Here is a 20,107-nt window from a genome sequence, read left to right as displayed (position 1 = left end):
CACTGCTCACCGCCCTTCCAGAATCGCGGTGATGCCCTGCCCGCCTGCGGCGCAGACCGAGATGAAGCCGAGCTTGCCCGGCTTGCCGTGCAGCATCTTGGCCAGGGTGGCCACGATCCGTCCGCCCGTGGCGGCGAAGGGGTGGCCCGCGGCCAGGGATGAGCCGTGGATGTTGAGCCGGCTGCGGTCGATGCGCCCCAGAGGCGCATCGAGGCCGAGCTTCCCGCGGCAGAACTCCTCGTCCTCCCAGGCTGCGATCTGCGCCAGCACGGTCGAGGCGAAGGCCTCATGGATCTCGAAGTACTCGAAGTCCTCGAAGGTGAGGCCGTTGCGCTCCAGCATCCGGGCGGCGGCATAGGCGGGAGCCATCAGCAGCCCCTCGGCACCGTCCACGAAGTCCACAGCGGCCTGCTCATAGTCGACGAAGGTCGCCAGCTGCGGCAGGTCGTGGGCCTCGGCGTAGTCCGCCGAACCGAGCAGCACGGCGGAGGCGCCGTCGGTCAGTGCGGTGGAGTTGGCCGCCGTCATGGTGGCCTCCTCCCCCAGATCGCGTCCGAAGGCGGGGGCGAGCTTCCCGAGCTTCTCCAGCGTGGAGTCAGCACGGAGGTTGGTGTCCCGCTGCACACCCTTGAAGGGGGTGACCAGGTCGTCGAAGAAGCCGTCGTCATAGGCGGCGGCAAGGTTCTGATGGGAGGCCAGGGCGAGCTCGTCCTGCTCCTGACGCCCGATGCCCCAGGCGTGGGCGGTCACCGCCATGTGCTCCCCCATGGACATCCCGGTCCGGGGCTCGTTGACGCCGGGAGCCTGCGGGGCCAAGTGCCCGGGACGGATCTTCGCCAGCGCCTTGAGCCGCTGTCCCGGCGTCTTGGCCCGGTTGGCCTCCATGAGGATCCGGCGCAGGGCGTCGGTCACCACGATCGGGGCGTCCGAGATGGAGTCCACCCCGGCCCCGATGCCGGACTCGATGCGGCCCAGCCGAATCTTGTCCGCCAGCGAGCCGATGGCCTCCATGCCGGTGGCGCAGGCCATCTGGACGTCGGTGGCCGGCGTGGCCGGATCCAGCGGAGTGCCCAGCACGGACTCCCGCACCAGGTTGAAGTTCTTCGAATGCTTCATCACCGCGCCGCCGGCGACCGACCCGATCCGCTGTCCCTGCAGCCCGAACCTCGCCACGAGGCCGTTGAGGGCCGAGGTCAGCATGTCCTGGTTCGATGCGGTGGCATAGGCGCCGTGAGCGCGGGCGAAGGGGATGCGGTTGCCGCCGATGACGACGACGTCGCGCGTCTGGACGGTGCGTGTCTGGGCGCTCGTCCGGTCAGTGGTGGTCACGAGGGGTTCTCCTCCAGTCGGTGGACCAGGACTTGTCTTTATTACTGCTCAGTATCTTAGACTATCTGTGTTGATCATCACTGTCACACTCCCCACGCGGGCGTAAGGAGTCGGACCATGAGTCAGACCACGAGTCACACCACCACTGACACTACTGAACACGAGGTGTCCTCACCATCCCTGGACACCGGTCTCCTCGAGGAGGTTCTGCTCGGACGGTGGGCGGACACCCGCCGAGTCTCGCGCGCCCTCGCCGCCGAGGACCGGTTCCATAAGATCGAGGGCCTGACCAAGGAGCAGCACCGCGAGCGCGTGCTCGGGCAGCTCCACGAGCTCGTCGCCGCCGATGCGGTCCACCGCGCCTTCCCGAAGGAGTTCGGGGGCCAGGACGCGCCGGGCGGGAACATCGCCGCCTTCGAGGAGCTCGTCACCGCCGACCCCTCGCTCCAGATCAAGGCGGGCGTCCAGTGGGGACTGTTCGGCTCCGCCGTGCTGCATCTCGGCACCGAGGAGCATCACCGACGCTTCCTGCCGGGCATCATGGACCTCAGCGTGCCGGGCGCCTTCGCGATGACGGAGATCGGCCACGGCTCGGACGTGGCCTCCATCGGCACGACGGCGACCTACGACCCGGCCGCCGATGAGTTCGTGCTCCACACGCCGTTCACGGCGGCCACCAAGCGGTTCCTCGGCAACGCCGCCGTGGACGGCAAGGACGCGGTCGTCTTCGCCCAGCTCATCACAGGGGGCGTGAACCACGGGGTGCACTGCTTCTACTGCCACCTGCGGGACGACGACGGCCAGCCGCTGCCGGGCATCACCATCTGGGACGACGGCCAGAAGGGCGGCCTCAATGGGATCGACAACGGTCGGATCGCCTTCGACTCGATCCGGATCCCGCGCACCTACCTGCTCAACCGTTATGGGGACGTCGCCGCCGACGGCACCTACACCTCCTCCATCGAGAGCCCCGGCCGCCGGTTCTTCACCATGATCGGCACCCTGGTCCAGGGGCGCGTCTCGCTGTCCGGCGCCTCAGTGGCGGCCTCCAAGCTGGCCCTGATCGGCGCAGTCACCTACGGCAACCAGCGGCGCCAGTTCAACGCCTCCTCCCCCGTGGAGGAGGAGGTCATCATGGACTACCAGCTGCACCAGCGCCGGCTGATCCCTCGCCTGGCCACCACCGTCGCACTGACCTTCGCCCAGGAGAAGCTCCTGGCGAAGTTCGAGGACGTGTTCTCCGGAGCCGACGACTCCGACGAGAACCGCCAGGAGCTCGAGACGCTGGCCGCGGCCATCAAGCCGATCGCCACCTGGCACGCCCTGGACACGCTGCAGGAGGCCCGTGAGGCGTGCGGTGGAGCAGGGTTCATCGCGGAGAACCGTTTCGCGACGCTCCGCGCGGACCTCGACATCTACGTCACGTTCGAGGGTGACAACAACGTGCTGCTGCAGCTGGTGGCCAAGCGGCTGCTCAGCGACTTCGCCGCCGAGTTCAAGGACGCCGACGTCGGGGCGCTGTCCCGGTACGTGGCCTCGCAGGCCCAGTCGACGGTGCTGCACCGCTTCGGCCTGCGGCGGGCGATCCAGTCCGTGCAGGACACCGGCGACGAGCGTCGCAGCGCGAACTGGTTCAAGCAGACCGAGGTGCAGCGGGATCTGCTCACCGACCGGGTCCGGCAGATGGTCACCGATGTGGCCGGGGAGCTGCGGAGCGTGGCCCGCAAGCCCGCCGCCGAGCAGGCCGCCACCTTCAACGAGCACCAGCACGAGATCATCCAGGCGGCGACGGCCCACGCCGAGCTCCTCATCTGGGAGTCCTTCACCGAGGCGCTGGACGGAGTGGAGCACGCGGGGACCCGTCAGGTGCTGACCTGGCTGCGCGACGTCTACACGCTGACCAGGATCGAGGAGAACCTGGACTGGTATCTGCTCAACGGCCGGATCTCCTCCCAGAGGGCCCGCACGCTGAGCCCCTACATCAACCGGCTGCTGGCCCGCCTGCGCCCGCTGGCGCAGGACATCGTGGACTCGTTCGGCTACACCGCCGATCATGTGCGCATGGAGGTCGCATCCGGTGCCGAGCAGCTGCGTCAGGAGGAAGCGATGGAGCACTACCGCGTGCTCCGCGCCTCTTCGGACGCACCCGTGGACGAGAAGATCCTGCTCAAGCGGCGCCAGCAGGAGCGTCGGGGGCGACGCACGGAACGCTGAGGCTCGGAGACGGGGCGGGCAGGGCTGCACAGGGCCGGACTGGGCTGCACAGGGCCGGACCGGGGTCGCGACCCGGCTTTGCCCGCCCCGTCGGATGCGGCTTGAATGGGGTCATGACGATCACTGACACTGACGCATCCCCCGGAGCGGAGACCCCGTTCCCCCGGGCTGCGGAGGAGAACCTGACCAGGGACGAGGCCGCGTCCCGCTCTGCGCACCTGACGGTGGACGCCTATGAGGTCGACGTGGACCTCTCGGGCGCCGCCGCCGAGGGCGCCTCGACCTATCCCGTCTCCACCCGGATCCTGTTCCGCAGCGCCTCGCCCGGGGCAGAGACGTTCCTCGACTATCTGGGCGCCGCGGTGGAGGAGGTCATCCTCAACGGCGCTCGCCTGGACCCGGCGGACCATGTGGGCTCCGCACGGATCCGACTCCCCGAGCTGGCGGCCGAGAACGTGGTGGAGATCCGGTCCTCCTCCCGCTACTCCCGCTCCGGGGAGGGCCTGCACCGCTTCGTGGACCCCTCCGACGGGCAGGTCTACCTGTACACGCAGTACGAGCCCGCCGACTCCCGGCGCGTGTTCCCCGTGTTCGAGCAGCCGGACCTGAAGGCCACGTTCCGCTTCTCCCTGATCGGCCCCCAGAGCTGGGAGCTGCGGTCCAACGGCGCGGAGGTCTCCCGGGAGTCGGTCTCCGGCACCGCCGCAGGGCTCGACGGTGAAGGCCTGGTCCGCGTCAGCTTCGCCGAGACGCGACGGATGTCCAGCTACATCACCGCGCTGCTCGCCGGACCGTACCACCGCGTGGACGGCTCCTGGGCGGGCGGGGTGGAGGGAGAGTCCCCGATCGAGGTCCCGCTGGCGGTGCTCTGTCGAGCCTCCCTGGCCGAACACCTCGACTCCGAGGAGCTCCTCGAACTGACCCGCTCAGGCTTGGACTTCTTCCACGCCGAGTTCGCCTTCACCTACCCGTGGGGCAAATACGACCAGGTCTTCGTCCCCGAGTACAACCTCGGCGCCATGGAGAACCCGGGCCTGGTCACATTCACCGAGAAGTACGTCTTCGACACCGACGCCACCGACGCCCAGCGCGAGACCCGAGCCAACACGCTGATGCACGAAATGGCTCACATGTGGTTCGGCGACCTCGTCACCATGCGCTGGTGGGACGACCTGTGGCTCAAGGAGTCCTTCGCCGACTACATGGGGTCACTGGCGGTGGACGAGGCCACCGACTGGACCACCTCCTGGATCTCCTTCGCCAACGGCCGGAAGGCCTGGGCGTATGTGCAGGACCAGCTGCCCACCACGCATCCGATCGTCGCAGACATCACCGACCTGGAGGCGGCCGACCAGAACTTCGACGGCATCACCTACGCCAAGGGCGCTTCGGTGCTCAAGCAGCTCGCGGCCTTCGTCGGCCGCGAGGCCTTCCGCGAGGCTGCCCGTCGGTACTTCGTCCGGCATGCCTTCGGCAACGCGAGCCTGGACGACTTCCTGTCGGTGCTCGGCGAGGTCTCCGGCCACGACATGACCAGCTGGGCCGAGGCCTGGCTGCAGACCGCCGGCGTGCCGGAGCTCGCCGCATCGGTGGACGACGCCGGCCGCGTCGTGGTCGAGGAGCGCGGCACTGATCCCGCCACGGGTGGACCGATCAGCCGTCCGCACGTCGTGGAGGTCGGCGTCCACGTGCTCGACGAGACCACCGGGACCCTGCGGCGCACCGGATCAGAACGCATCGCCCTCGAGGGCCCCCGCGTGCTCCAGGAGCTGACCCTCCCCGCCGCGGGTGCTCCGCGGCTGCTGCTGCCCAACGAGGAGGACCTCACCTACGCCAAGCTCAGCCTGGATCCGGCATCCGTGGCGGCAGTCCTGACCCACCCCGTCGAGGACCCGCTCGCGCGTGCCACCGTGTGGGCCGCCCTGTGGTCCATGGTCCGCGACGGCGAGCTGCCCGCGGCCCGGTTCCTGGAAGCGGTGATGACTCTGGGCCTGCAGATCGAAGAGGTCGTCGTCGTCCAGGCGCTGCTGCGGCAGAGCGACCGTGCCCTGGAGGCCTTCACGCCGGCGGAGGAGCGGGAGCGGCTGCAGGAGCAGTTCGCCGCCCGCCTGGCCGAGTTCATCGCCGAGTGCCACGGCGGTGACCGCCAGCGCGCAGCGGCCCGCACCCTGGCCACGATCTCGCGTCGCACCCCCGCACAGCTGGACCTGCTGGCGGCGCTGCTCGACGGCGAGGCCGCCTCCCTGGGGATCACCGGCCTGGCGCTGGACGAGGAGCTGCGTTGGGCGTTCCTGCAGGCGCTCACCACCCACGGACGGGTGGAGCGCAACGCCCTCGACGCCGAACTGGCCGGCCGCACCACGGCGCGCGGGCGGATCGCCCACCGGCTCGCACTGGCGGCCCGCCCTCGCCCCGCGGTGAAGAAGGAGGCCTTCGCCCAGGCGATCTCCGGCCGGGACGACGACGGCGAGGAACTGTCCAACGATCACCTCACCGCCACGGTGGAGGGCTTCCGCTGCGGTCCGGCCGAGCTCGTGGACGCCTATGAGGAGGACTACTTCGCCGCCGTCGTCGACGTGTGGGAGCGGATGAGCCAGGGTCAGGCCACGCGTGTGGTCGCCGGGCTGTTCCCCGGCACTCAGGACCTGACGGCCGGAGAGAAGCCTCAGGAGCACCCGACGGCCCGCCGCACGGCCGACTGGCTCGCCGCCCATCAGGACGCTCCGGCGGCGCTGCGGCGGTTGCTCATCGAGGAGCAGGACCATCTGCTGCGCAGTCTGCGCGCCCAGCAGTCGGCGCGGCGGTAGACCGGGCTCAGCAGAACCGGGCTGGGCTGGGCGGGACTGGGCAGAACCGGGCTGGGAGGACCCTGGGCTGACCAGTCCTCGGCTGATCAGTCCTCGCCCCTGCGGCCCGCAGAAGATCGTCTCTCCGTGAGAGATCGCCCCCTGATTCGGCGACGATCTCTCACGGAGAGACGATCCGCACCCCGCTCAGGTGCGGGTGATGAGATCCTCGGTGGCGGCCTCGCGAGCGGCCACCCGCTTCTCCCGGCGCTTGTCATTGAGCAGACACAGCACGATCGCGACCCCGAAGAGGACCACGAGCGGACCGGCGATGAAGAACATGGTGATCGCATCGCCGCCGGGGGCCGCCATGGCCGAGATCAGCGCGATGAACATCAGGGTCCCCCGCCAGCTCTTGAGGACCCGACGCCCGGTGATCAGCCCCATCATGTTCACTCCCACCAGGATCACCGGGATGACCATCGCGACCCCGAAGGCCAGGAAGAGGTGCAGCACGAAGGTGAAATAGACGTCCGGAGCGATGATGTTCGACGTGCCCTCGGGGTTCAGGGTGAAGAAGAATCGGATGGCCTGCGGCAGGACCACGTAGGCCAGGCCGATGCCGATCACGAACAGCGGCACCGAGGCGGCGATGAACCCCAGGGCGTAGCGCTTCTCCTTCTTCTGCAGCCCGGGCATGATGAAGGCCCACAGCTGGTAGAGCCACACCGGCGAGGAGATCACGATCCCGACGAACAGCGAGATGCGGATCATCAGGTCCAGCGGCTGGCCGACCGTGTTGAAGGCGATCTCGGTGCTGCGGTCCACATCGTCGAAACCGATGACCGGCGCGCTCAGCAACGCGAAGATCATGTCATAGAGGAAGAACCCCGCGACGGCACCGACCACGATCCCCAGGCAGGCCTTGATGAGCCGATTGCGGAGTTCGCGCAGATGCTCCTTCAGGGGCATCTTCCCCTCAGGGTCTCTGCGGCGTCTCGACTTCCTGCGACGTCGTGGCGATGAGGTGCGGGGAGCGTCGTCGTGCGTCCCTGCCATCGGTCCTCAGGCGTGGTCGCGGCGGTGCTGTGAGCTGCCGCGCGGGGTGTCGGTGGGGTCCACCACACGGCCCTCCACCGCGGGACGCTCGGCGTCGCCGGTCTCGGGGTCCTTGGAGTCAGACTCGTCCTGCATCGTGCGGACCTCGGATTTGAAGATCCTCATCGACTGACCCACGGACTTGGCCAACTGTGGAAGCTTCGGCGCACCGAACAGCAGGATGATGAGCAGGGCGATGATGGCGATCTGCCAACCGGTGATGTTCATGGAGTGCGTCCTTTCGTCTGGCCCCCAGGATACTCCACCGAGCTGGACGCACCGTCGCCCAGGGCCGCCAGCCCCCGTTCGGCTCGACGCACGACCTCCCCGGCAAGCTCCTCCGGCTGCAGCACGGTGACGTCGCCCCCGGAGCGCAGCGCCAGATCGACGGCGATGGACCCGCTGCGCAGGGCGACCTCCACCGTCCGCGCGCCGTCCTCTCCCCAGACCTCCCGCACGGGCGCCCAGGCATCAGCGTCGGCCGCCGCCGAGGGGGCGAAGCGCAGGATCACGAGCTCGTCATCGCGACGACGAGGGACCTCCGGGCGGCGCGCAGGCTCGGTCGCGAGCGCGCGGGCCTGATCGCTCAGCGGCGTGTCCGGCATCGGCGTCAGGTCCAGCACCCGGCCGAGCAGGAAGTTCCGCTCCCCCTCCACCGACCGGCACCAGGCCCGCAGGTAGGTGCGGGCGCCGTCGTGCAGCAGCGTCACGGGGTCCACGACGCGACGGGTCCGGCGGTTCTGGACATCTTCGTAGAGGAGTTCGACGGCGTGCTCGCCGTCGAGGGCCTTGCGCAGAACGGCCTCGTGGCCGAACTCGTCGGCACTCTGCCAGGCCACACTCAGCTCGGCGGCAGTGGCGTCGAGCTCAGCCGGAACGATCGCACGGATCCTGTCGCGCAGGCGCGCGGCGGCCTGCCGGACCGGCTCGGTGTCCGGATCCTGGGAGGCGATGAGACCCTCCAGGGCGATCAGCACCGAGAGCGCCTGCGGTGCGGTCAGCCGCAGCGGACGCCCCAGCGTGTCCTGAAGCCGCGGGCCCGGCAGGGCGATGCGGATGACCGGGTCCTCTGCCAGCAGCTGCTTCTCGAACACGCGACGCGTCAGCGGAAGCTCTGGGTCGATGTCGATGTAGTGCCCGAACTGCGCGGAATCGAAGGCGGCCGACTGCTGCAGGGAGAGAAGATCCCGGTGCAGCTGACGAGGCGTGATGCTGTAGCGCTCCAGCAGATCGCTGGCCCGTGCACCGCCGGTGGCGTGCAGGTAGGCGGCCATCGACATGACCCGGGCGATCTTCGCTCCGGCGTCGTTGGTCGTCGAGGTCCGCGGCGCCCTCAGCTCCTCCGCCGGAACCGGGCTGTCCCGATGCGCCCGGCGCACAGCTTCCAGGTGACGCCGGACCAGCGCCGTGAGTCGCTCCCCGGAGAGCACCCGGACCCGCGGCAGCGCGACGGCGATCTTCCCCAGGAAGCTGTCGTGGAGCGTGGTCTCGACCGTAAGTCGGACAGCTTCGTCGTGGGACGCCTCAGAAGACACAGGATCGTGACGCGCATGCGGCAGGAAGGTGGCCGCGACGTCGGCGTCGGCCTCCAGCTCCACCGTCTCCGTCCCGTGGGCCGGGCCGAGGGTCTCGAGCTGCTCGCGGGTCACCTGCGGGGGGTCGATGCGGCCGTCGGCGATCTGCTCCAGGACGGTCCTGATGGAATCGTCCGGCGCCGTGAGCCGGGTGATGTCGCCACGGATGCGGTCCAATCGGTAGACACGGACGGCGTCGCGGTCAAGATCGTGGCCCACCAGATACCAGCCGCCGCGGGAGCCTACGCCCAACGGCACCGTGCGGCGCTGTTGGGCGCGATGCCGGCCTCGCGGACTGTAGGTGAACGCCACTGCCGCAGTCGTCAGGGAGTCGGCGAGGGTCCCGAGGTGGTCGAGCACGTGGTCGTCGGCCAGACCCAGTCTCACCGATGCCGGAGGCGGCAGAGCGCCGGGCACCTGGGCGGCCTCCGGATCGGCAGTCGCAGCGGCCGCGGCACGGTCGCCCGCCGGCTCTGAGGCCTGCAGGGCCGTCAGCGCGCCGGCGGCCTGCCGTATGGCCGCCTGTGCCCGGGTCCCGCTCCACAGCAGCTCGGCGTGCCGCAGGGCGATGACCTCGTCCGCCGGAATCCGCAACGGGGGCAGCCCGTGGGCCTCCGGATCGATGACGTAGCGGAAGTCGTGGTCACCGCCGTGGCCGTCCCGCCCCTCGTCCTCGGAACCCAGGGACGTGATGTCGATGCCGAGCCGCCGCAGCGTCCGCTTGTCCCGGTTGAACTGCTGCTCGAAGGCCTCCCGGGAGGTCTCGCCCTCGGGACGGTAGTGCTCGACCCGCTCCCGGATCTCTGCCTTGGAGAGGCCCACGGGGGCGGCGTCGATCAGCGTCGCCGCCAGCGAGAGCGCGCGGCTGACGCCGGTGTCGGCGAAGGCGTCCTGTCGCTCCGCCTCAGGAGCATGCGGCGTAGTCCCGTAGACGAAGCCCCCCTGCCCCTCGGCGCCGATCCGGTCCGGCCCGCCTCGGCTGCGGTGGCGATACCCGACCACGGCGGATCAGCCGGCTCGACGGACGCGGACCAGGTCGACCACGAAGATCAGGGTCTCGTTCGGCCCGATGGCCGCACCGGCGCCACGCTCGCCGTATGCCAGGTGCGGCGGGATCTCCAGACGCCGCCGAGCGCCCTCCTTCATCCCGATCAGCCCCTGGTCCCAGCCTGCGATGACCTGTCCGATGCCGGCCGTGAAGTCCAACGGCTGGCCACGGTTCCAGGAGGCGTCGAACTCCTCGCCGGTGGACCAGGACACCCCCACGTAGTGGCACGACACCTGGTCGCCCGGCTCGACGGCGCGGCCGCCGCCGGGGATGAGCTCCTCGACGACGAGCTCCTCGGGCGGAGTGTCTCCGGGGAAGTCGATCTCCGGGCGTGTGCGGTCGTAGGTGCGCTGACCGAAAGACATAGGTGCTGTTTCCTCTCCGACAGGGATCTTCTGCATCCAGCCTATCGGAGACCGCACAGCAGAGACGGCACACGCCCCGGGGCCGGACCATCAGGTCGGGCCCCGGGGCGTGGGATCGTCAGGGTCGGGTCCTCACAGCGCGCCTGTCATGCGCGCCCGTCACGCGCCGGCGGCCGCGGGGCCCCTCTCACTCGTCGTCGCCGGCATCGTCCTCAGCGTCGTCCTCAGCGTCGTCCTCAGCCTCATCCTCAGCGTCGCCCTCAGCATCGGCGTCGTCGGCGCCGCTCTCCGCGGCGCCCTGCTCCTCGAGCATCTCCTGGAGCTCCTCAAGCTCCTCCTCGCTGAGCTCCGGCTGCTCGGGCATCTCCTGCTGCGTCTGCTCCGGCATGGGTGCGGCCTCGATGACGTCGACGACGAAGATCAGGGTCTCGTCCTGGAGCTCGTGGCCCTCGGACTCCCCGTAGCCCTCCTCCGGCGGGATGACCAGCAGCACGCGGTCACCGACATGCTTGTCTTCCAGACCCTCGGCCCATCCGGCGACCAGGTTGTCCAGCGGGAAGCTCGCGGGCGGTGCCGGCGGGGTCTCCTCCCCCTCGGCCTCGTCCTCGGAGTCGTCGGCGTCATCGGCCTCATCGTCCTCCGCGGCCCCGGCGGTCACACCGGGCCAGGCCGAGTCGAAGACCTCGCCGTCGGACCACTTCCACCCGGTGTAGCGGACCACGACCTGGTCGGTGGCGCCGATCTCTTCGCCGTCGCCGGCGATCAGCACCTCGCTCGCGGTCTCCTCGGGGGCGTCCTCGTCGTCGCCGGGCGCCTCGGCGAGCTCGGGAGCCTCGCCCTCCACAGACGTGATCTCCGGGAGGTCGCCGCTCTGCTCCTGCTCCTCACCGGTGGCATAGGCGGGAACCTGATCATCGATGCGCAGGATGATCAACGAGTCGACGCCGCCCGTCTCCGGCGTTCCCGGCTCGTAGAGGGCCAGATCGGAGCCGACGGTCGCGCCCGTCTCCATGAGCGAATCGTAGATGAACTCGCTCTGCTGCTCGATCATCGGCAGGAACAGCAAGGAGGGCAGATCCTCGCTGAAGTTCTCCTGCTGGACGGCACCGCTCGAGGGGTCCACCGTCGCCGAGGAGACGTGCAGGATCTGTTCCGGATCCAGTTCCTCGCCATCGCCCTGGGAGAGGATCACCGAGGACTCCTCATCCGCCTCGACCGGGTTGCTGATCAGCACCTCCGGGACGCCGTCATCCGTGAAATGCAGGTCGATCCCCGACAGCGCTGAGGTGTCGCCGAGGCCGTCGCCGGAGCAGGCAGCCAGCAGCAGCACGGCAGGGGCGGCCAGGGCGGCGTGATGCTTCTTTCGCACGAAGGGTGTCCTCCAGTGTTGATCGGGGCAGACGGTGGTCCCGCCAGTGTTCTCGCCAGGGTGAACTGTACAGGGTCCCGCTGGACGGCCGCGTGCCGTTCCTCCGTGTCGAGCCCGTGCGCCGATCACACCAGCGGGGGCTCGGGCGGTGCCGCGGGCTGTGTCCGCACGTAGCGCTCGCTGAGCGCCAGCGGCACCGACTGAGCCTCCCGCTCGGCGGGGTTCAGCTCGAGCAGCTCGCCGCCGAGGCGAGCCAGCAGCGTCTCGATCCGAGGGTCCTCGGTCACGAAGGGATCCTTGACCATGACCGCCTCCAAGGGGCGGTCCACCAGCTTGTGGTGGACCCAGTCCACGGTGTGGCCGACGCCGTGGGCACGAGCCGCTGAGAGGAAGCGCCCCCGGACGACGGCACGCGTCGTCGCGGGCGGGTCGGTGATCGCCCGGCGCAGGCGGGCGTCGTCGAGCAGCCTCTCGGCGCGGCCCCGTCGGACCAGCAGGTGGAACAGGCCCCGTTCCGGGTGGATGTCATGGTAGGCGAAGTCGATCTGATCCAGCCGGGGCGCCCCGAGGTCGAGCCCTGAGCGGGCGGCGACCTCGTCGATCAGCCGCTTCTTGATGGCCCAGTCGATCTCCCGGTCGATGAGCGAGTGATCGCCGGTGGCGACCGCCTCCACGGCTCTGCCCCAGAGGTCGAGGACCTGCTCGACCCTGTCGTGGTGGGCCCCGTGCCGGGCGACGAAGCGGCGCGCCTTCTCGAGCAGAGCGGCCTGCACGTCCACAGCCGTCACGCGCTTGCCGTCGCGGGTGCGCACCGTCGCGCGCCCGGAGAGGTCGTGGCTGATGTGGCGGATCGCGCTGATCGGGTTCTCCAGCTCGTGGTCTCCCAGCGGCTGGCCGGCCTCGATCATGCGCAGGACGAGGTCTGTCGCACCGAAGCGCACCAGCTGGGTGGTCTCCGACATGTTCGAGTCGCCCACGATCACATGCAGCCGCCGATGCACCGACGCATCGGCATGCGGCTCGTCCCGGGTGTTGATGATCGGACGGGACCGGGTGGTGGCCGAGGAGATGCCCTCCCACATGTGGTCGGCACGCTGCGAGAAGGCGTAGTGCGCCGGTGCGTCCTCCGTCGCGGGGACGATGCGCCCGGCACCGGCGATGATCTGGCGGGTCACCAGGAAGGGCAGCAGCACGGTGGACAGTCGCCGGAAATGCGTGGTCCGAGGGATCAGGTAGTTCTCGTGCGAGCCGTAGGAATTGCCCTGCGAGTCGATGTTGTTCTTCAGCAGGTAGACCGATCCGGGAAGCCCGTCGGCGCCCATCGCCGCCTCGGCCCGCTGGCCGAGGTCATGCATGATCAGCTCCCCCGCCCGGTCCGAGGCGATGAGGTCGAGCAGGTCATCACATTCGGCGGTGGCGTACTCCGGATGGGATCCGACGTCGAGGTAGAGCCGGGACCCGTTCGGAATGAAGACGTTCGAGCTGCGCCCCCAGTCGATCACCGGACGGAACAGGTACCGGGCGGCCTCGTCCGGCGCCAGTCCGCGACGTCCCTGGCCGTGGTGCGCCAGTCCGAACTCGGTCTCCACGCCGAAGACGCGACGCTCCATGCTGCTACTGACCGCCCTTCTGGACGAATCCCTTCACGAACTCCTCGGCGTTGCTCTCCAGCACCGAGTCGATCTCGTCGAGCAGGCTGTCGAGCTCTTCCGCCCGTGCCTGAGACTGGGCGTTTCCGCCGGCAGGGGCCGGCGCTCCACCGTCCCCGAGGGCTCCCGGGGTGTCCTGCTCGGTCTGGCCGGGACGGCGCTGCGGCTGAGTGGCCATGATGTCTCCCTTCCTCGTCCCCGGACCCGGCGCCGAGCACCAGGGGTCCGGGACCTTCTCCGCACGGCGGGGCGCCGTGCGACGGACTGACTTCCGAGTCTACGACTGCCGGCGGCTTCTGCGTGTCCCGCCGGGCCTGACGGGGCGTTCAGGACTCCAACAGACGGCGCAGCCCGGCCACCAGGTCCTCAGGGGCTTCGGCGGCATACAGGACAGGCTCCGCGTCGGCACGGGAGCCGCGGGTCGGCTCCGCCATCGTCAGACGCGTGACGCGTCCCAGCGGATCGGGACGCAGCAGGATCTGGTCCCAGCTGGCGCCGACCACGTGGTCGGCATGCTGGGACACGAGCTGGCCGCGCAGCCAGGCCCGGGTCTCCTCGGGCGGGTGCGCCGCCGCCCAGGCGACCTGATCGTCGGTGAACAGCCGCCGCATCCGCCCGGCCCGGGCCAGCTTGTGGTAGAGCCCGCGCTCCGGCCGGAGGTCGGCGTACTGCAGGTCGATGAGCTTCAGCTGCGGGGCATCCCAGTCCAGCCGGTCCCGCCGACGGTAGGACTCCATGAGGGTCAGCTTGGCCACCCAGTCCACGCGGTCCGCGGCCAGGGTGAGGTCGTTCTCGAGGTCCTCCAGCAGAGTCTCCCAGGCCTCGAGCACCTCCGCGGTCTCGGTGTCCGGGGCGGTGTGGGCCGACTTCGGTCCGGACTTCTCGGCCGCCCGGGAGGCCGCGGCCCGCAGGTAGAGCCGCTGGATCTGCAGGGCGGTCATCTCGCCCCGATTGGTGCGCACCGTGGTGGTGAGGCTCGGGTCATGCGAAACGGCCTTCAGCGCATCGACCGGGTCGTGCAGGCGCAGCTGGGGAGCCCGACCGGACTCGATCAGGTCCAGGACCAGCGCCGTGGTGCCCACGCGGAGCCAGGCCGAGTACTCACTCATGTTCGCGTCGCCGATGATCACGTGCAGGCGCCGATGCCGGTCGGCGTCGGCGTGCGGCTCATCCCGGGTGTTGATGATGGGGCGCCGCACCGTGGTCTCCAGACCCACCTGCTCTTCGAAGAAGTCGGCCCGCTGAGAGATCTGGAAGCCGCTGCGAGAGGCTCGCTGACCGATGCCCACGCGACCGGCTCCACAGATGATCTGCCGGGTCACGAAGAACGGGATCAGCCCGGCGACCAGCTGATCGAAAGGCACCTCCCGGGGAACCAGGTAGTTCTCGTGGGCGCCGTAGGACACGGACTTGCCGTCGGTGTTGTTCTTGTAGAGCAGCAGCTCCGGGCTGCCATCCTCGCGAGCGAGCCGCTCCACGGCCCGCCGGACGATCACGTCCCCGGCGACGTCATAGAGCACCGCGCGCTTGGCGCCGATCGTCTCCGGCGCGGAGTACTCGGGGTGGGCGTGGTCCACGTACAGCCGCGCCCCGTTGGTCAGCACCAGGTTCATCAGAAGCTGCGGCTGCCCCTCCCGGAGCTCGAAGAAGTCGCCGCGCCAGTGCGCCGATCCCGGCGCATGGAACTCCGAGTCCCCACTGTCCTCCTGTCCTTCCGAGAGGTCTGCGGGACTCGCCGTCGAGGCGGTCCTCGGCGTGGCCCGCACCGGGACGTCTGCCGGGGAGGGGTCTCCCCCGCTGACCCCCTCGAGGGCCTCGCCGGTGTCGGTCAGCTGGCTCGGATGCGCCGCCGAACGGGGCAGCACCCAGCCGCGGGCGTCCACCAGGGGGGACTCCGAACGGTAGTCCCACTCCGTGCCGGCCACCGCGCCGCCGTCCTCCGTGACCGCCGCCGCATAGGCGTTGACCAGCTCGATGGACAAGGCCACGTGGCTCGCCCGGGGGTTGTTCGGGGCATGGATCCCGTACTCGGTCTCCATGCCGATCAGACGCCGGACGCTCATCGGGCTCCTCCGGCCAGTCGTTCGACCCGCACCACCGGCGACGGGGCGGCGCCGAGCACCCGCGCCCATTCCTGGGGGTCCGCGGTGTTCACCAGGTCCTCCTGGTCACGCAGCTCGGCCTCGGCCGCTGCCAACAGCTGCTCCTCCGAGAGCCCCTTGGCCTCCACACTGCGGTCAGCGGCGAGGAACTGCTTGATGGCGGACTTCTTGGCCCGGTCGACGATGTTGCTCAGCACCGCTCCCGAGATGAAGTCCGCGGCGGTGAAGTCCGTGGTGGCGCCGTCCGCGTGCACCAGGCGGAGACGCGCCGCGGAGTCCTGCGGATAGAGCCGGTCGACGACGGCGTCGACCATCGCCTCCACAGCCTCGGCATGCCCGCCCTTCTCCGCGACATAGTCGGCCCGCAGCGGCAGCCGACCGCCCAGATGGATCCCCAGGATCTCCCGGGCGCCGGCGGCGCCGGGACGGCGGACTCGGATCTTCACGTCCAGGCGCCCGGGGCGCAGGATCGCCGGATCGATCATGTCCTCCCTGTTGGAGGCGCCGATGACGATGACGTTGTCCAGGGACTCGACGCCGTCGATCTCCGCCAGCAGCTGCGGGACGATCGTGGTCTCCACGTCCGAGGAGACGCCGGTGCCGCGCGTGCGGAACAGCGCCTCCATCTCATCGAAGAACACCACCACCGGGTGTCCCGCCGAAGCCCGCTCCCGCGCCCGAGAGAAGATCACCCGGATATGACGTTCCGTCTCGCCGACGTACTTGTTCAGCAGCTCGGGCCCCTTGATGTTGAGGAAGAAGCTGCGGGCCGACGTCGTCCCGGCGGCCCCCGCGCCGTCTGGCGCTTCGACGCCCTGCAGCGAGGAGGCCACGGCCTTGGCGATCATGGTCTTCCCGCAGCCCGGAGGGCCATAGAGCAGGATGCCCTTAGGCGCGCTGAGCCCGTGCTCGCGGTAGAGGTCCGCGTGCAGGAACGGCAGCTCGACGGCGTCGCGGATCTGCTCGATCTGCTCGGAGAGACCACCGATGTCCGCATAGGAGACGTCCGGCGTCTCCTCCAGCACGACGTCTTCGACCTCGGAGAGCGGCACCACCTCGGTCGAGGTGCCGGTGCGCAGGTCCACCGTGACGGCGTCGCCGACCCGCACCGGAGTCTCGTGGTCACCGGCGAGGCGCACCAGACGCTCATCCTCGCCCCGGATGAAGACCACCAGACGACCGTCCGGCAGCACCTCCTTGACCCGAGCGAGCTCCCCGGTGTCCTCGGCCGGCAGCACCGCCACCACGGTGAGGTGCTCGTTGAGCAGCACCTCAAGCCCGGGCCGCAGCTGCTCGGGGTCGAGCAGCGGGGACACGCTGACCCGCATCTTCCGGCCGCCGTGCAGGATGTCCGCCCCGGGGCCGGTGGCCGCGTCGATCTCCCGTCCCTCGACCAGCTCATGGGCCGGCCGGTAGCCGATCACGGTGCCGAAGGTGAAGGGTGCCTGGCCGTCGGCGTGCAGCGCGGTGCGCAGCTCGTCCATCTGGTTCCGCGTGGTCTCCAGCAGTCGAGCCATCCGCTGGTTCGTGCTCCCGGCGGTCTGCAGCTGCTGCTCCAGCTGGCGGCTGCGCTGGCGCAGCGAGTCGAGCTGCCGGTGGGCGCGCTCCAGGCGCTCCTGCAGCTGCTCGGCCGTGGCCTCTGCCGGCGAGGACTCTCCAGTGTGCGGTCCCTGTGCGGCGTCTGGGCTCATGTCTCCTCCTGCTCCACGGCCCCGCCCCGGGGCCCGCGGCCGGTCTCGGCTGTGTCCGCTGTGTCCTGGGCGGCGTCCTGCACAGTGCCTTGCGCAGTGCCCTGCACAGTGTCCTGTGACGGCTCCTGGGACGGTGCTGGGTCGTCGGCGCCGCGCGCGGCCTCTGCGAGCTTCTGTGAGTGGGCGGCGGCCTTGCGGGCCTTGCGCCCAGTGACGGTGCGCCGTTTGAGCGTCTCCTCGTCCCAGACGGCGTCCTCCGGGAGCCAGGCCTGCATGTCCTCCGTGGTGACCTCGGACTGCTTCTCCCGCTTCTTCAGCTGCAGCGGCGTCTGGTCGTCGGCCAGTCTGCGGGCCGAGAGCAGGAATCCGGTGTGAGCCACCATGCGATGGTCCGGGCGCACCGCCAGACCGTCGAGATGCCAGGTGCGCAGCATCGTCTCGTGGGCCTCCGGCTCGGTGAAGGCCCCGGAGGCGCGGATCGCCTCAGCGAGCCGAGACAGCTGGGTGACGGTGGCGACATAGCTGACCCACACGCCGCCCGGAGCGAGCACATGCCGCACCGCGTCGAGGCACTCCCACGGGGCCAGCATGTCCAGGACCACCCGATCCGCCGCTCCGGCGCTCTCCTGGTGGGGCACCTGCTCCTGCATGTCGCCCACCAGGACCTTCCAGCCGGGATGCGGCTGGCCGAAGAACGCCTCCACGTTGCCGCGGGCGATCTCGGCGAAGTCCTCACGACGCTCATAGGAGTTCACCGTGCCGTGATCTCCGACGGCGCGCAGCAGGGAGAGGGAGAGCGCACCCGAGCCCACCCCGGCCTCGATGACGTGCGCTCCGGGGAAGACGTCGGCCACCTGGACGATCTGGGCCGAGTCCTTGGGGTAGACGACGGTGGCGCCGCGCGGCATCGACAGCACGAAGTCGTTCAGCAGCGGGCGCAGCACCTGGTACTCGTGGCCGGCGTCGTTGGCCACCACGATGCCCTCGGGCTGACCGATCATCGTGTCATGGCGCAGCACCCCCTGGTGGGTGTGCCACTCACCTCCGCGCTGCAGGGTGATGGTGCTGGGCTTCCCCTTCCGGTCGGTGAGCTGCACGCGCTGGCCCGGCCGCAGCGGGCCTTTGCGCATGTGCACGCCGATCGGAGCGCCCTGCTCGTCCGCGGGGCCGGTCGGTGCCGACTCGGGGTTGGTGCTCACGGATCTCACTCTCGTCGTGGGGGTCTGGTGGCGCGACGACGGACCGGTGCCGGCGCCGACGCATTCGTCATCTCGAGCCTATCGCTCCCCGGGGCCCTGAGGCCCGCCGGCCCCGCCTCCGCCGTCGTCGTCGTGCCGCTGACGCGTCAGCCGAGCTCGGGCCGTCCGGACCGCATCCCCAGCACCCTGCCAGAGGAAGAAGCACACCATCGTCGCCACGACGACCAGCACGAGGCTGATCCGCGGCGAACCCGTGGCGGCCAGGACCAGGACCGTCGCGGCGAGGGCGACGACGACGGCGCGGCCCGCCCAGCCGGCCGCCAGCATCCCGCGGTCCTGACTCCCCGTGGCCCGCCAGACTGCGGACTCCACGAGGCGCCCGCCGTCGAGGGGATGCCCCGGCAGCAGGTTGAACAGCCCCACCAGGAAGTTGACGAGCACCGTGACCGAGGCGAGCATGCCGAGCACCCCGACCGGCTCCAGGGCTTCGATCAGCGCCCAGCCCACGGCGGCGATCAGCAGATTCGCCGCCGGCCCGGCGAGAGAGACGGCCAGCGACTTCCCGGGAGTCGCCTCCCGGGTGAGGAACTGGGTGTGACCGCCCCAGAGGTTCAGCTCGATCTCGGTGGACGGCCAGCCGAAGGCACGGGCGGTGAGCGCATGGGCCAGCTCATGGGCGAGCACCGAGAGCAGCAGCAGCACCGCATAGGCGGCCGCGACCAGGTGGGCCCACACCCCCAGCTCGGGGAAGATGCGGGCCACCTGGGGTCCGAACAGGATCACGATGACCCCGCCGATGAGGAACCAGGAGTACTGCAGCCGCACGGGTGTGCCGGCCACGCGGGCGACCGTGATCCCGCCCCGTCCCGTTCGAGGTCTCATGGTCGGGCCAGCGAGCCGATGGCCGAGCCGGGAGCCACCGAGATCAGCTGGTCCAACCCATCGGCGTCGAGGCCGCGGAGAGTGGGCAGAGTGTGCCAACGTCCCGACTCGGGCAACGGACTCATATGCGGCACCGCCAGGGTCACGATCCCGGAGTCCGCGGCGGCGGCCGTGCCGGGCACCGAGTCCTCCACCGCCAGGCAGCGTCCGCGCTCCAGAGGCTCCGGATGGTCGGCCGCCATCCGCTCGAACGCCACATGGTAGGCCTCCGGGTCAGGCTTGCCGCGGCTGACCATGTCTCCTGAGACGATGAACTCGAGCCTCCCCTCCGGCAGGGCGGCGACGACCTCACGGGCGAGCGGCCCTTCGCTCATGGTCACCAGGGCGCAGCGCACTCCCGCGGAATGGAGGTCCTCCAACAGCTCGCGGGCGCCGGGACGCCACGGCATCTGCTCTCGGACCCTCTCCACCACCTGTCCGATGAGATGGTCGATGATCTGACGGACCGACAGGTCCACTCCGGCACGCTGCAGCACGGCGGCACTGTGCGTCAGAGCCTGGCCCACCAGCGAGTGGGCCTGTTCGTCGCTCCAGGAGCCGCCGTGGGCCGCGACGAGCTCATACTCGGAGGCGATCCAGTAGGGCTCCGTGTCGACGAGGGTGCCGTCCATGTCCCAGAACACGGCCTGGAGCCGTCGGGACGCGCCGGGAGAGGTCTCAGAATGCATGCTTCCATCGTAGGCGTGATGACGCCCGGCACGCCGTCGCGGACGTCACACGCCCACGTCAGCACTTCCCTCC

Annotated in this window: 15 protein-coding genes; 2 read left to right on the top strand and 13 right to left on the bottom strand. The window is 70.1% G+C overall.

The genetic code is table 11. The features are described from left to right. Window positions 1–6: 6 nt before the first annotated feature. A complete protein-coding gene (locus ABD658_RS04025; protein WP_344685531.1) occupies window positions 7–1,329 on the bottom strand; it encodes an acetyl-CoA C-acetyltransferase in 1,323 nt (440 codons plus the stop codon). Window positions 1,330–1,446: 117 nt separating this feature from the next. Here ABD658_RS04025 and ABD658_RS04020 point away from each other — a divergent pair, with 117 nt between their 5' ends. Then, on the top strand, window positions 1,447–3,543 hold the full coding sequence (locus tag ABD658_RS04020) for an acyl-CoA dehydrogenase family protein (RefSeq protein WP_311024164.1): 2,097 nt from the start codon (window positions 1,447–1,449) through the stop codon (window positions 3,541–3,543). Between the two features lie 113 nt (window positions 3,544–3,656). Continuing rightward, a complete protein-coding gene (pepN, locus tag ABD658_RS04015) occupies window positions 3,657–6,350 on the top strand; it encodes an aminopeptidase N (protein ID WP_344685528.1) in 2,694 nt (897 codons plus the stop codon). A 186-nt stretch (window positions 6,351–6,536) separates the two neighbouring features. Here pepN and tatC read toward each other — a convergent pair whose 3' ends face one another. From tatC to ABD658_RS03955, 12 genes are all read right to left on the bottom strand, one after another. Continuing rightward, window positions 6,537–7,301: a twin-arginine translocase subunit TatC gene (gene tatC, locus ABD658_RS04010; RefSeq protein ID WP_344743907.1), complete on the bottom strand. Its 765-nt coding sequence runs from the start codon at window positions 7,299–7,301 to the stop codon at window positions 6,537–6,539. A gap of 93 nt (window positions 7,302–7,394) precedes the next feature. Further along, entirely contained in the window at window positions 7,395–7,655 is a 261-nt protein-coding gene (tatA, locus tag ABD658_RS04005; RefSeq protein WP_085437056.1) for a Sec-independent protein translocase subunit TatA, read from the bottom strand. Continuing rightward, window positions 7,652–10,003, bottom strand: coding sequence for a helix-turn-helix transcriptional regulator (locus tag ABD658_RS04000; protein WP_344685524.1), 2,352 nt, complete (start codon window positions 10,001–10,003; stop codon window positions 7,652–7,654). The genes tatA and ABD658_RS04000 overlap by 4 nt, the downstream gene beginning before the upstream one ends. Window positions 10,004–10,009: 6 nt before the next feature. Continuing rightward, the gene (locus tag ABD658_RS03995; RefSeq protein ID WP_344685522.1) at window positions 10,010–10,414 is read right to left on the bottom strand and encodes an FKBP-type peptidyl-prolyl cis-trans isomerase; all 405 of its coding nucleotides are present in this window, start codon (window positions 10,412–10,414) and stop codon (window positions 10,010–10,012) included. A gap of 187 nt (window positions 10,415–10,601) precedes the next feature. Then, window positions 10,602–11,783: an FKBP-type peptidyl-prolyl cis-trans isomerase gene (locus tag ABD658_RS03990; protein WP_344685520.1), complete on the bottom strand. Its 1,182-nt coding sequence runs from the start codon at window positions 11,781–11,783 to the stop codon at window positions 10,602–10,604. A gap of 125 nt (window positions 11,784–11,908) precedes the next feature. Beyond that, window positions 11,909–13,393 carry a Pup--protein ligase gene (pafA, locus tag ABD658_RS03985; RefSeq protein WP_311024158.1) on the bottom strand — a complete coding sequence of 495 codons (1,485 nt, stop codon included), beginning with the start codon at window positions 13,391–13,393 and terminating at the stop codon, window positions 11,909–11,911. Window positions 13,394–13,397: 4 nt separating this feature from the next. Beyond that, window positions 13,398–13,610 (bottom strand): ubiquitin-like protein Pup, encoded by a 213-nt coding sequence (locus tag ABD658_RS03980; protein WP_344685516.1) that lies wholly within the window; start codon window positions 13,608–13,610, stop codon window positions 13,398–13,400. Between the two features lie 148 nt (window positions 13,611–13,758). After that, window positions 13,759–15,495, bottom strand: a complete 1,737-nt coding sequence (dop, locus tag ABD658_RS03975) for a depupylase/deamidase Dop (protein ID WP_344685514.1) — start codon at window positions 15,493–15,495, stop codon at window positions 13,759–13,761. Beyond that, window positions 15,492–17,225 (bottom strand): proteasome ATPase, encoded by a 1,734-nt coding sequence (gene arc, locus ABD658_RS03970; protein ID WP_344685512.1) that lies wholly within the window; start codon window positions 17,223–17,225, stop codon window positions 15,492–15,494. Before arc ends, dop begins: the two co-directional genes overlap by 4 nt. Next, window positions 17,222–18,355, bottom strand: coding sequence for a tRNA (adenine-N1)-methyltransferase (locus ABD658_RS03965; RefSeq protein ID WP_344685654.1), 1,134 nt, complete (start codon window positions 18,353–18,355; stop codon window positions 17,222–17,224). The genes arc and ABD658_RS03965 overlap by 4 nt, the downstream gene beginning before the upstream one ends. A 147-nt stretch (window positions 18,356–18,502) precedes the next feature. Continuing rightward, complete coding sequence (locus ABD658_RS03960; protein ID WP_344685510.1) at window positions 18,503–19,264, bottom strand: site-2 protease family protein; 762 nt, start codon at window positions 19,262–19,264, stop codon at window positions 18,503–18,505. A 38-nt stretch (window positions 19,265–19,302) separates the two neighbouring features. Continuing rightward, a complete protein-coding gene (locus ABD658_RS03955; protein ID WP_311024151.1) occupies window positions 19,303–20,034 on the bottom strand; it encodes an HAD family hydrolase in 732 nt (243 codons plus the stop codon). Window positions 20,035–20,107 lie beyond the last annotated feature (73 nt).

The sequence above is a fragment of the Nesterenkonia aethiopica genome, from assembly GCF_039534665.1.
Classification (GTDB): Bacteria; Actinomycetota; Actinomycetes; order Actinomycetales; family Micrococcaceae; genus Nesterenkonia; species Nesterenkonia aethiopica.
The sequence above is the reverse complement of the archived record's forward strand: the minus strand, read 5'-3'. Positions and strand labels throughout refer to the sequence as shown.

Coding starts and splice junctions, on each gene's coding strand:
- tatA (WP_085437056.1), bottom strand. CDS start 7,655: ATGAACATCACCGGTTGGCAGATCGCCATCATCGCCCTGCTCATCATC.
- ABD658_RS04020 (WP_311024164.1), top strand. CDS start 1,447: ATGAGTCAGACCACGAGTCACACCACCACTGACACTACTGAACACGAG.
- ABD658_RS03955 (WP_311024151.1), bottom strand. CDS start 20,034: ATGCATTCTGAGACCTCTCCCGGCGCGTCCCGACGGCTCCAGGCCGTG.
- pepN (WP_344685528.1), top strand. CDS start 3,657: ATGACGATCACTGACACTGACGCATCCCCCGGAGCGGAGACCCCGTTC.
- arc (WP_344685512.1), bottom strand. CDS start 17,225: ATGAGCCCAGACGCCGCACAGGGACCGCACACTGGAGAGTCCTCGCCG.
- ABD658_RS03965 (WP_344685654.1), bottom strand. CDS start 18,355: ATGCGCAAAGGCCCGCTGCGGCCGGGCCAGCGCGTGCAGCTCACCGAC.
- tatC (WP_344743907.1), bottom strand. CDS start 7,301: ATGCCCCTGAAGGAGCATCTGCGCGAACTCCGCAATCGGCTCATCAAG.
- dop (WP_344685514.1), bottom strand. CDS start 15,495: ATGAGCGTCCGGCGTCTGATCGGCATGGAGACCGAGTACGGGATCCAT.
- ABD658_RS03995 (WP_344685522.1), bottom strand. CDS start 10,414: ATGTCTTTCGGTCAGCGCACCTACGACCGCACACGCCCGGAGATCGAC.
- ABD658_RS03980 (WP_344685516.1), bottom strand. CDS start 13,610: ATGGCCACTCAGCCGCAGCGCCGTCCCGGCCAGACCGAGCAGGACACC.
- pafA (WP_311024158.1), bottom strand. CDS start 13,393: ATGGAGCGTCGCGTCTTCGGCGTGGAGACCGAGTTCGGACTGGCGCAC.